Source organism: Streptomyces sp. NPDC001544 (assembly GCF_042894285.1).
GTDB lineage: Bacteria > Actinomycetota > Actinomycetes > Streptomycetales > Streptomycetaceae > Streptomyces.
This window is the reverse complement of sequence record NZ_JBIAVN010000017.1, coordinates 165,132-176,411: the sequence shown is the minus strand read 5'-3', so window position 1 is coordinate 176,411 and position 11,280 is coordinate 165,132. Positions and strand designations below refer to the sequence as shown.

10 protein-coding genes are annotated in these 11,280 nt (G+C 70.9%); 6 read left to right on the top strand and 4 right to left on the bottom strand.

Going from position 1 to position 11,280, the window contains the following annotated elements; genetic code table 11:
• The 5 genes from ACFY0F_RS32230 to ACFY0F_RS32210 all read left to right on the top strand — a co-directional run.
• Positions 1–428, top strand: a 428-nt coding sequence (locus ACFY0F_RS32230; protein ID WP_388802194.1) for an alpha-glucosidase C-terminal domain-containing protein, incomplete at its 5' end; no start/stop codon positions are given.
• A complete protein-coding gene (gene treS / locus ACFY0F_RS32225; protein WP_388802191.1) occupies positions 425–2,125 on the top strand; it encodes a maltose alpha-D-glucosyltransferase in 1,701 nt (566 codons plus the stop codon). The genes ACFY0F_RS32230 and treS, both read left to right, overlap by 4 nt.
• Before the next feature lie 86 nt (positions 2,126–2,211).
• The gene (locus ACFY0F_RS32220) at positions 2,212–3,606 is read left to right on the top strand and encodes a phosphotransferase (RefSeq protein ID WP_388802189.1); all 1,395 of its coding nucleotides are present in this window, start codon (positions 2,212–2,214) and stop codon (positions 3,604–3,606) included.
• 22 nt (positions 3,607–3,628) lie between these two features.
• Positions 3,629–5,998, top strand: a complete 2,370-nt coding sequence (gene glgB, locus ACFY0F_RS32215) for a 1,4-alpha-glucan branching enzyme (RefSeq protein ID WP_388802186.1) — start codon at positions 3,629–3,631, stop codon at positions 5,996–5,998.
• A 66-nt stretch (positions 5,999–6,064) separates the two neighbouring features.
• Positions 6,065–6,916 carry a hypothetical protein gene (locus ACFY0F_RS32210; RefSeq protein ID WP_388802183.1) on the top strand — a complete coding sequence of 284 codons (852 nt, stop codon included), beginning with the start codon at positions 6,065–6,067 and terminating at the stop codon, positions 6,914–6,916.
• On the opposite strand, the gene ACFY0F_RS32205 is transcribed toward ACFY0F_RS32210, so the two are convergent.
• The 4 genes from ACFY0F_RS32205 to ACFY0F_RS32190 all read right to left on the bottom strand — a co-directional run bounded on the left by ACFY0F_RS32205 (position 6,903) and on the right by ACFY0F_RS32190 (position 10,580).
• The gene (locus ACFY0F_RS32205; protein WP_388802180.1) at positions 6,903–9,143 is read right to left on the bottom strand and encodes a HelD family protein; all 2,241 of its coding nucleotides are present in this window, start codon (positions 9,141–9,143) and stop codon (positions 6,903–6,905) included. The genes ACFY0F_RS32210 and ACFY0F_RS32205 overlap by 14 nt on opposite strands.
• Positions 9,144–9,313: 170 nt before the next feature.
• Positions 9,314–9,628 carry a thioredoxin family protein gene (locus ACFY0F_RS32200; protein WP_388802222.1) on the bottom strand — a complete coding sequence of 105 codons (315 nt, stop codon included), beginning with the start codon at positions 9,626–9,628 and terminating at the stop codon, positions 9,314–9,316.
• Between the two features lie 14 nt (positions 9,629–9,642).
• Positions 9,643–10,071 carry a MerR family transcriptional regulator gene (locus tag ACFY0F_RS32195; protein ID WP_388802177.1) on the bottom strand — a complete coding sequence of 143 codons (429 nt, stop codon included), beginning with the start codon at positions 10,069–10,071 and terminating at the stop codon, positions 9,643–9,645.
• 29 nt (positions 10,072–10,100) lie between these two features.
• Positions 10,101–10,580, bottom strand: a complete 480-nt coding sequence (locus ACFY0F_RS32190; RefSeq protein ID WP_388802174.1) for a MarR family winged helix-turn-helix transcriptional regulator — start codon at positions 10,578–10,580, stop codon at positions 10,101–10,103.
• 88 nt (positions 10,581–10,668) lie between these two features.
• Here ACFY0F_RS32190 and ACFY0F_RS32185 point away from each other — a divergent pair, with 88 nt between their 5' ends.
• Positions 10,669–11,256 carry an NADPH-dependent FMN reductase gene (locus tag ACFY0F_RS32185; RefSeq protein ID WP_388802171.1) on the top strand — a complete coding sequence of 196 codons (588 nt, stop codon included), beginning with the start codon at positions 10,669–10,671 and terminating at the stop codon, positions 11,254–11,256.
• The last annotated feature ends 24 nt before the right edge of the window (positions 11,257–11,280 follow it).

The following is an 11,280-nucleotide window of genomic DNA, read 5'->3' as shown; positions in this document are numbered from 1 at the left end:
AGAAGTACCAGCTCAAACCCCGCGACTGGGCCGCCGCCGAACGCGAGGGCCGCACCATCGCACCCCTGATCACCCAGCTCAACACCATCAGGCGCGAGAATCCGGCCCTGCGGCGGCTGCGCGGTCTCCACTTCCACCATGCCGACAAGGACGAGGTGATCGTCTACAGCAGGCGGAGCGGATCGAACACGGTTCTGGTGGTCGTCAACCTCGACCCTCACCACACCCAGGAGGCGACGGTCTCGTTGGACATGCCGCAACTCGGCCTGGACTGGCACGAGTCGGTGCCGGTGCGTGACGAGCTCACCGGCGAGACCTATCACTGGGGCAGGGCCAACTATGTGCGCCTCGAACCGGGCCACAGGCCCGCGCACGTCTTCGTCCTGCGACCGTCCAACCCGCAGATCGGAGGGTCACCCACAAAATGATCGTCAACGAGCCTGTTCCGGACAAGTTCGAAGACACTCCGGCCAAGGACCGCGACCCGGAGTGGTTCAAGCGCGCCGTCTTCTACGAGGTCCTGGTCCGCTCCTTCCAGGACAGCAACGGCGACGGCGTCGGCGACCTCAAGGGCCTGACCGCCAAGCTGGACTATCTGCAGTGGCTGGGCGTGGACTGCCTGTGGCTGCCGCCGTTCTTCAAGTCACCGCTCAGGGACGGCGGCTACGACGTCTCCGACTACACCGCCGTGCTGCCCGAGTTCGGTGACCTCGCCGACTTCGTGGAGTTCGTCGACGCCACCCACCAGCGCGGCATGCGCGTGATCATCGACTTCGTCATGAACCACACCAGCGACCAGCACCCCTGGTTCCAGGAGTCCAGAAGGGACCCCGAGGGCCCCTACGGCGACTACTACGTCTGGGCCGACGACGACAAGCAGTTCCAGGACGCGCGGATCATCTTCGTCGACACCGAGGTCTCCAACTGGACGTACGACCCGGTGCGCAAGCAGTACTACTGGCACCGCTTCTTCTCGCACCAGCCGGACCTGAACTACGAGAACCCGGCCGTGCAGGAGGAGATGATCTCCGCGCTTAAGTTCTGGCTGGACCTGGGCATCGACGGGTTCCGGCTGGACGCCGTGCCGTACCTGTACCAGCAGGAGGGCACCAACTGCGAGAACCTGCCGGCGACCCACGCGTTCCTGCAGCGGGTGCGCAAGGAGATCGACGCCCAGTACCCGGACACGGTGCTGCTGGCGGAGGCGAACCAGTGGCCGGAGGACGTCGTCGACTACTTCGGCGACTTCGCCTCCGGCGGCGACGAGTGCCACATGGCGTTCCACTTCCCCGTCATGCCGCGGATCTTCATGGCGGTGCGGCGCGAGTCCCGCTACCCGGTCTCGGAGATCCTCGCCAAGACCCCCGCCATCCCCTCCGGCTGCCAGTGGGGCATCTTCCTGCGCAACCACGACGAGCTGACCCTGGAGATGGTCACCGACGAGGAACGCGACTACATGTGGGCCGAGTACGCCAAGGACCCCCGCATGCGCGCCAACATCGGCATCCGCCGGCGCCTGGCCCCCCTCCTCGACAACGACCGCAACCAGATCGAGCTGTTCACCGCGCTGCTGCTGTCCCTGCCCGGCTCCCCGATCCTCTACTACGGCGACGAGATCGGCATGGGCGACAACATCTGGCTCGGCGACCGCGACGCCGTCCGCACCCCCATGCAGTGGACACCGGACCGTAACGCGGGTTTTTCCTCGTGTGACCCCGGACGGCTCTTCCTTCCTGCGATCATGGACCCGGTCCACGGCTACCAGGTCACGAACGTCGAGGCGTCCATGGCCTCGCCGTCGTCCCTGCTCCACTGGACCCGCCGCATGATCGAGATCCGCAAGCAGAACCCTGCCTTCGGACTGGGGTCCTACACCGAACTGCAGTCCTCCAACCCCGCCGTCCTCGCCTTCCTCCGGGAGTACGAGGACGACCTGGTCCTCTGTGTGCACAACTTCTCCCGGTTCGCGCAGCCGACCGAGCTGGACCTCAGCCGGTTCAACGGGCGGCATCCCGTCGAGCTGTTCGGCGGCGTCCGCTTCCCGGCGGTCGGCGAGCTGCCGTACCTGCTGACCCTGGCGGGCCACGGCTTCTACTGGTTCCGGTTGCGCAAAGAAGGCGCATAGTGGCCTGGGGTGGGGCGGTTTTCACCGCCCCACCCGGGGCACGCAGAAGTAACCCGCCCCGACGACCCGGGGAAAGGACGTGCGCCATGGCGGAAACGGTCACCCCCTCCGGCACCACCACCAGTCCCGGCCAGATCCTCGCGTCGCTCGATCCACTGCTGCGCGACTGGCTGCCGCGACAGCGCTGGTTCGCGGGCAAGGGACGCCCGGTCACCGGTTTCACCCCGGTCTCGGCCACCGAACTGCTCCCCCCGGACGGCCGGCTCGGTCTGTACCACCTGCTGGTGCGGGCCGAGCAGCCGCCCGCCCTGGGCTCCCCCTCCCAGCCCGGCGACTGCTACCAGCTCCTCATAGGCGTGCGCGAGGCGCTGCCGCCCCGGCTGGCGCCCGCGCTGATCGGACACGTGCAGGAGGGGCCGCTCGCCGGACTCACGGTGTACGACGCCCTGTACGACACCCGGCCCGCCGAGGTGCTCCTGGAGGCGATGCGCTCCCAGGCCCGCATCGGCGGGCTCCGTTTCGAACGGGACCCGCGCCAGGAGATCCGCGACGGGCTCGTGGCCCGGCTGATGACCGCCGAGCAGTCCAACACCTCGGTGGTCTACGGAGATACGTTCATCCTCAAGCTGCTGCGCCGGGTCGTGCCCGGCGTCAACCCCGACCTGGAGATACCCCTCGCGCTGGCTCGCGAGGGCTGCGCCCGGGTGCCCGCGCCGACGGCCTGGATACGCGCCGAACTGGACGGCGACGCGTATGTGCTGGGCGTGCTGCAGCCGTATCTGCGGGGCGCGACCGACGGCTGGGAGCTGGCGCTGCGCGAACTCGCCAAGGGTGAGGACTTCACCGCCGAGGCCCGGGCGCTGGGCCGGGCCACCGCCGAGGTGCACACCGCGCTCGCCCGGGCGCTGCCCACCGTGACCCTCGGCCACAGCCAGCTACGGGTGCTCGTCGACGGCATGGTGGAGCGCCTGACGGCCGCCGTGCAGGCGGTGCCGGCGCTCGGACCGTACGAGCCCGGGCTGCGCTCCGCCTTCGAGGCGCTGGCCGACCTGGCCGCCGAGGGCCGCACCTGGACCGCCCAGCGCATCCACGGCGACCTGCACCTCGGCCAGTGCCTGCGCTCGCCGTCCGGGCAGTGGTCGCTGATCGACTTCGAGGGCGAACCGGCCCGGCCGCTGGCCGAGCGGCGCATGCCGCAGCCGCCGGTGCGGGACATCGCCGGGATGCTCCGCTCCTTCGACTACGCGGCGCATTCCGTCACCCCCTCGGCACCGGACTGGGCAACGGCCTGCCGGGCCGCCTACTGTTCCGGTTACACCGAGGTCGCGGGTACCGACCCGCGCACCGATCCCGTACTGCTGCGCGCCTACGAGACCGACAAGGCGATCTACGAGGTGGTCTACGAGGCCCGCCACCGCCCCGACTGGCTCCCCGTACCCCTCTCCGCGGTCCACCGCCTCGCCACGTCCGACCTGACATGACCCTCGCCCGGGAGACGCGTCCGTGACGTCCAAGTCCAAGAAGTCAGCGACCGAGAAGAACAAGTCCGCCAAGAACAAGGGCGGCAAGAAGAAGACGCCCGCCCAGGCCGAGCCGCCGCAGATCGAGAAGGAGCCCACCACCGCCCAGGTGCCCGCCACGGCTCCCGTGCCCGCGCCCGCCCCCGCGCCCGAGGCCGAGGTCGCCGTCTCCCCCGCCGTGGACGCCGGTGACCGGGAGCGGCTGCTGCACGGCACCCATCACGACCCGCACTCGGTGCTGGGCGCGCACCCCGTGCCCGGCGGGGTCGCCTTCCGGGCCTTCCGTCCGTACGCGCGGTCCGTCACCGTCGTCTCCGGCGAGCTGCGGGCCGAACTGCACGACGACGGTGACGGCTTCTTCTCCGGGCTGCTCCCGCTGCGCGAGGTCCCGGAGTACCGGCTGCTGGTGGCGTACGAGGGCAACGTCCACGAGACCGCGGACGCCTACGCCTTCCTGCCCACGCTCGGCGACCTGGACCTGCACCTGATCGGCGAGGGCCGGCACGAGCAGCTGTGGCAGGCGCTCGGCGCCCACCCGACGACCCACCAGGGGGTGACGGGCACCCGGTTCGCGGTGTGGGCGCCGAACGCGCGGGGGGTGCGGGTCGCGGGCAGCTTCAACTTCTTCGACGGCACCGGCCACCCGATGCGCTCGCTCGGCGCCACCGGGGTGTGGGAGCTGTTCGTGCCGGGGCTCGGCGAGGGCGAGCTGTACAAGTTCGAGATCACCCGCCCGGACGGCTCGCGTACCCTGCGCGCCGACCCGATGGCCCGGCGCACCGAGGTGCCGCCCGCCACGTCGTCCGTCGTGACGGCCTCGCACCACGAGTGGGGCGACGAGGAGTGGCTGGCCCGCCGTGCGGACAGGCCGGTGCACGAGGCGCCGTTCTCGGTGTACGAGGTGCACCTGCCGTCCTGGCGGCCCGGGCTGACCTACCGGGAACTGGCCGAACAGCTCCCCGCCTACGTCAGGGACCTGGGCTTCACCCATGTCGAGCTGATGCCGGTCGCCGAGCACCCCTTCGGCGGCTCGTGGGGCTACCAGGTCACCGGTTTCTACGCGCCCACGGCCCGCCTCGGCACCCCGGACGACTTCAAGTACCTGGTGGACGCGCTGCACCAGGCGGGGATCGGCGTGATCATGGACTGGGTGCCCGCGCACTTCCCGCGCGACGACTGGGCGCTGGCGGAGTTCGACGGCCGCCCGCTGTACGAGCACTCCGACCCGCTGCGCGCCGCGCACCCGGACTGGGGCACGCTCGAGTTCGACTTCGGCCGCCGGGAGGTGCGCAACTTCCTGGTCGCCAACGCCGTGTACTGGTGCGAGGAGTTCCACATCGACGGCCTGCGCGTGGACGCGGTCGCCTCCATGCTCTACCTCGACTACTCCCGCGAGCCGGGTCAGTGGACGCCGAACGAGCACGGCGGCCGGGAGAACCTGGACGCGGTGGCCTTCCTGCAGGAGATGAACGCCACCGTGTACCGGCGCTGCCCGGGCGTGGTGACCGTGGCCGAGGAGTCGACCGCCTGGGACGGGGTCACACGGCCCACGCACCTCAAGGGACCGAGCGGCTTCGGCGGCCTGGGGTTCGGGCTGAAGTGGAACATGGGCTGGATGCACGACTCGCTGCAGTACATGAGCCACGAGCCGGTGCACCGCAGGTACCACCACCACGAGATGACGTTCTCGATGGTGTACGCCTACAGCGAGAACTACGTCCTGCCGATCTCGCACGACGAGGTGGTGCACGGCAAGCGGTCGCTGGTGTCGAAGATGCCCGGCGACTGGTGGCAGCAGCGCGCCAACCTCCGTGCCTACCTGGGCTTCATGTGGGCTCACCCGGGTAAGCAACTGCTGTTCATGGGGCAGGAGTTCGCCCAGGGCACCGAGTGGTCCGAGGTGCGCGGCCCCGACTGGTGGCTGCTCGACCCCGCGTACGGCGCCGAACCGGACCACCGGGGTGTGCGCGACCTGGTCCGCGACCTCAACACCGTGTACCGGGACACGCCGGGTCTGTGGCAGCTCGACACCGACGCGTCCGGCTTCCAGTGGATCGTCGGGGACGCGGCCGAGGACAACGTCCTGGCGTTCCTCCGGTACGACGCCGAGGGGAACCCGCTGCTGGCGGTGTCCCACCTCTCCCCCGTGGTCCGGCACGACTACCGCCTCGGCGTCCCGGAGGACGTCCCGGCCTGGCACGAGGTCCTCAACACCGACGCGGCCCGGTACGGGGGCGGTGACGTCACCCGTACCGACCCGGTCAAGCCGGAGGCGACCGGGTGGCACGGCCGCCCTGCCAGCATCCGCCTGACACTGCCACCGCTGGCGACGGTGTGGCTGCGGCCGGCCTAGGGAGCGTCGCGCGCGCCGTATAGTGCCCCGGGTCAACTTCGGTTCACCGCAGGGGGATTGAGACACGTGCGACCTTGGAGATCAGTCACCGTCCTGGCCGTCCTGGCCGTCCTGCTCCTGGGCGGCTGCGGCACACAGGTGGCCGGAGGCGCCTCTTCCTCGGAGACCGGGCCGGTTACGTGGACCACGTCCGCGCCGTCCGAGGTCACCGGCGCCCGGCTCGGTGCCGACCACCGCACGCTGAGCCTCGACGCGCGGGTGCCGAGCGGGCCCCGGCCCTGTGTGCGGGACCTCAAGGCGGTGGACACCGACAAGGAGTACGGCGGCGTGCCGGGCACCGTACGGGTGCAGATCACCTTCAGCTCCCCTGACGGCCGGTCTTCCGGATGCACCAAGGAGAGGACGGCCACGGCCCGGGTGCGGCTGCCCCAGCCGCTGGGTGAGCGGGAGCTGGTGGTCGACTACAACACGGTCTTCACCGCCGACGGCGCCGAGCCGCCCGCGCTGCGGCTGTGCGGCCGGCTCGGCTGCCACCCGCCGGCCACCGGCTGCACCACCGCCTCCTACGAGCAGGCGATGATCGCCGTCGACGCGCCCACGCACTCCTACCCGGGCGCCGAGCACTGCGACGGAAAGTGGCTGGTGCTGGACTTCTCCTGGCGCACGGGGCCGGCCTGCGGTGACGACACCAAGGACTCCGCGTGCTCCTCCAGCCTCGGCGACCGCTACTTCTTCCGCGCCAAACGCTCCGGCTGGCAGCCGTTCTTCACGAGCGCGGCCGGCGGCTGCGCGGCGGTGCAGCGCAGGGAACCGGCCTTCCCGACCGCGCTGTGCGCGTCGCTGGCGCCCCTGCCCTCCTCGCTGCACCCGAGCTATCCGCCGCCGTCACCCACCGGCGCTTCTCCTACTTCCCGGTGACACCCGCGGCCAGCACCCGAGGCAGCTCGCCCGTGTACAGCATGCCGAGCCGCTGGGTGGCGCGGGTCAGGGCCACGTAGAGGTCGCTGGTGCCGTACGCGCCCGGCTCGACCACCAGGACCGAGTCGAACTCGAGCCCCTTGGACTGGCGCGGGTCGAGCAGGACGACGGTGCGGGTCAGGTCGGGCTCGGCGCCAGCCGTCACGCCGTCCAGCCGGGCGGCCAGCCGGCGGTGCAGCTCGCGCGGGGCGATGACCGCCAGCCGGCCCTCGGCCGGGGTGAGTTCGGCGACCGCTTCGGCGACCGCGGCGGGCAGGTCGTCGGACACGCGGCGGGCCCAGGGCCGTACCCCGGTCGAGCGGACGGAGCTCGGCGGGGTGAAGTCCGGGTGCTCGGCGCGGACGACGGCCGCCGCGACGTCCATGATCTCGGACGGGGTGCGGTAGTTGACGCCGAGCCGGGTGTGCTCCCAGCGGTCCTCGACGTACGGCTGGAGGATGTCGGCCCAGGAGCCGACGCCGGCCGCCTCGGCGGTCTGCGCCGGGTCGCCGACCAGGGTCATCGAGCGGGTGGGGCTGCGCCGCATCAGCAGCCGCCAGGCCATCGGGGAGAGCTCCTGCGCCTCGTCGACGATGATGTGCCCGAACGCCCAGGTCCGGTCGGCCGCCGCGCGCTCGGCGGCGCTGCGGTGGTCGCCCTCCTCGTGCCGTTCGGCGAACCGTTCGGCGTCGATGATGTCGTGCGCGGACAGCACCTCGGAGGATTCCGGGTCGCTGTCCTCCTTGTCCTCGAACTCGTAGGTCCTGGAGGCGTAGGAGACGTCGAGGACGCCCTGCGCGTAGGCGATCTGGGTCTCCCGCTCCCGTTCGGCGCGGGCCCTCGCCACCCGGTCGTCGTCGCCGAGGAGTTCGGCCGCCTCGTCGAGGAGGGGTACGTCGGCCACGGTCCAGGCCCGGGTCACCGGACGGCGGATCGCGTCGGCGTCGGCCTCGGACACGTACCCGTCGGGTTCGGCGAGGAAGTCGGCGACCAGTCGGCGCGGGGTGAGCCGGGGCCACAGCTGGTCGATGGCGGACCAGACCTCGGGGTTCTCGGCGATCTCGTCGCGGATCTGGGTGATGTCGGCGGCGTCCAGCAGGCTGCCGCCGTCGTAGGGGTCGGTGCCCACGCGTTCGGCGTACAGCTCGGTGAGCGCGTTGAGGATGTGGCCCTCGAAGTGCTCGCGGGCCGCGTTGTGCGGCAGCTTGGCGGCGCGGGTGCGTTCGCGGGCGACGTTCACCAGGCCGTCGTCGAGCATCAGCACCTCGCGGTCGTGCTCGATGGCGATGACCGGGTCGGGCAGCGCCTGCCGGTCGCGGACGACGGCGGCGAGCACGTCGGCCATGTCGGCGCGGCCCTTCACAGCGGCCGCCTCGGGTGTGTCGGTGGCCGTGGCCTTCACGCCGGGGAACAGCTCGCCGACGGTCGCCAGCAGCACGCCGGTCTCGCCGAGGGAGGGCAGCACCTCGCCGATGTAGCCGAGGAAGGCCGGGTTCGGGCCGACGATCAGGACGGCGCGCCGGGCCAGCAGTTCGCGGTACTCGTAGAGGAGGTAGGCGGCCCGGTGCAGGGCGACGGCCGTCTTGCCGGTGCCCGGGCCGCCCTCGACCACCAGTACCCCGCGGTACGGGGCCCGGATGATCTCGTCCTGCTCGGCCTGGATGGTCTGCACGATGTCGCTCATCCGGCCGGTGCGGGCCGAGTTCAGCGCGGCCAGCAGCACGGCGTCGCCGGTGGGGTCCTCGTGGCCGGTGCGTTCGGCGTCGCCGAGGTCGAGGATCTCGTCGTGCAGCGCGGTGACCCGGCGGCCGTCGGTGGCGATGTGCCGGCGTCGGCGCAGACCCATCGGGGTGTGACCGGTGGCCAGGTAGAAGGGGCGGGCGACGTCGGCCCGCCAGTCGATGAGGACGGGGGTGCGCTCGGCGTCGTCGCGGCGCAGCCCGATGCGCCCGATGTGGTGCTTGACCCCCGAGGTCAGGTCGATACGGCCGAAGCACAGCGAGCCGTCCACCGCGTTCAGCGCGGCGAGCAGCCCCGAGCGCTCGGCGACCAGGATGTCCCGCTCCAGCCGGGCCTGCATCGGCTTGTCGCCCTGGGCGAGGGCGTCCGTGACGGAGGTCTCCGTGTCACCGCGCAGGGCGTCCACGCGCGCGTACAGTCCGTCGATGAATTCCTGTTCGTGCCGCAATTCATCGTCTGGAAATTCGGTGTTTGACAATTCTGCTCCCGCCCGGATATACTGTGCTCACTGAACTTCCTCGTGACTCCATCAGATGGAAGTCGCGAACCATTGAATATACGCAGAGAAATCCCCCGAGCGCAATTGCTCGGGGGATTTCTCGTTGTGGGTACGCCCACTCACAGCACGTCGGAGAGCTCCTCCAGGAGCCGCCGCTTCGGCCGGGCACCCACCATCGCCTTCACCGGCTCACCGCCCCGGAACACCATGAACGTCGGCATCGACAAGACCTTGTAAGCGTTCGTCGTCACCGGATTGGTGTCCACGTCGAGCTGTACGACCTTCAGCCGGCCGCCCTCCTCCTCGGCGAGTGCGCTGAGCACGGGCCCCATCTGCCGGCACGGCGGGCACCAGTCGGCGGTGAACTCCACCAGCACCGGCAGTTCGGAGCCGATCACCTCCGCCGCGAAATCCCCGTCCGTCACCTCGGCCACGCCCGCTGCCTTGATCACCGTATCCGCCCTCCCAGTTCGCACCCGGGTTCCGGGCCCCCCGGAACCAGCGCCTCGGCGGCCAGCTCGCCCACGGCCCGCTCGGCCCGCGCCAGCTGCCCGGCGACCTTCTCCCGGACCGCCGTCAGCTCGCCGATGAGGTCGTCGAGCTCGGCCAGCTTGCGCCGGTAGACCGCCAGCGACGCCGGGCACGAGTCACCCTCCGGGTGACCGGCCCGCAGGCACTCCACGAACGGCCGCGTCTCCTCCAGGTCGAACCCGAAGTCCTGCAGCGTCCGGATCTGCGTGAGCAGCCGCAGGTCGCGCTCGTCGTAGGTGCGGTGGCCGTGGTCGTCGCGCCGCGCGGGCAACAGCCCGCGCGACTCGTAGTACCGCAGCGCGCGCGTGGTGGTCCCGGCCCGGGCGGCCAGTTCGCCGATTCGCATGCCGTCGACGGTACGGCTTGACGTCGGCGTCAAGGCAAGGGCGGACGTCGACCGTCCGGATCGAGGTGATCGACCGCCTGCTCGCTCCACGCCCGGATGACCGATGTCTGCTCCGGGGTCAGTGAGTCGAGGAAGTGGCGGCGGATGTTGCCGCCGTGCACGAGGATGGCACGCTCGGCGGCGCGGCGGCCCTCGGCGGTCAGCCCGATCCCCGCGCGGCGCCCATCGGCCCCGTACCGGGTGCGTTGGACGAAGCCGCGTTTCTCCATGCGCGTCAGCTGATGCGAGACCCGGCTCTTGTCCCAGTCGAGCGACTCGGAGAGCTCGCCGACACGCATCTCGCGGCCGCCGGCCTGCCACAGCGTCACCAGCACGCTGAACTCGGCCTTCGAGACATCACAGGCACGCTGCAGACCACGCTCGAGCTCCCTGGCCAGCAGGCGCTGCGCGCGCATCCAGGTGTCCCAGAACTCCCACTCCTCGGGTTCCAGCGATCGAGTCTCCGTCATGTCGCCGAGGATACCGCGACCAGGGAAGTTGTCACATCAACTGCCGTCGACCTAGAGTTGATGCATCAACTCTTCTGGAGGGAAGGCCATGTCGCTTCGCATCGCGATCATTCTCGGCAGCACCCGTCCCGGACGCCGCGGCGACCAGATCGCCGCCTGGGCGCTGGAGGCCGCACGTGCCCACGGCGGCGCCGACTACGAGCTCGTCGACCTCGCCGACCACGACCTCGGCAACCTCGACGAGCCCGGCAACCCCAACCACCAGCAGTACCAGCACGAGCACACCCGCGCCTGGGGCGCACTCATCGACAGCTTCGACGGCTACGTGTTCCTCGTCCCCGAGTACAACCGCTCCTTCCCCGGAGCCCTGAAGAACGCCCTGGACTACGTCTACCGGGAGTGGAACGACAAGGCCGCCGGGATCATCAGCTACGGCGGCTGGGTCGCCGGGGCCCGGGCCGCCGAGGCGCTGCGGCTCGTCCTCGCCGAACTACAGGTGGCGACGGTCCGCGCCCAGCCCACCATCTCGACACACCCCTCGTTCCACACCGGCACCTTCGTCCCCCAGGAGGGCCTCGACACCGCCGTGGGCGGCATGCTCGACCAGGTGATCGCCTGGTCCGGGGCGCTGCGCGGGGTGCGCGAGAACAAGACGCGGACGGCCAGGGCCGCATGAGGTCCGAGAAAGTCGGGGGCAGCT

Excerpts from the sequence above, each read along its gene's own strand:
- treS (WP_388802191.1), top strand. The coding sequence starts at position 425 with ATGATCGTCAACGAGCCTGTTCCGGACAAGTTCGAAGACACTCCGGCC.
- ACFY0F_RS32220 (WP_388802189.1), top strand. The coding sequence starts at position 2,212 with ATGGCGGAAACGGTCACCCCCTCCGGCACCACCACCAGTCCCGGCCAG.
- ACFY0F_RS32195 (WP_388802177.1), bottom strand. The coding sequence starts at position 10,071 with ATGCGAATCGGCGAACTGGCCGCCCGGGCCGGGACCACCACGCGCGCG.
- ACFY0F_RS32190 (WP_388802174.1), bottom strand. The coding sequence starts at position 10,580 with ATGACGGAGACTCGATCGCTGGAACCCGAGGAGTGGGAGTTCTGGGAC.
- ACFY0F_RS32185 (WP_388802171.1), top strand. The coding sequence starts at position 10,669 with ATGTCGCTTCGCATCGCGATCATTCTCGGCAGCACCCGTCCCGGACGC.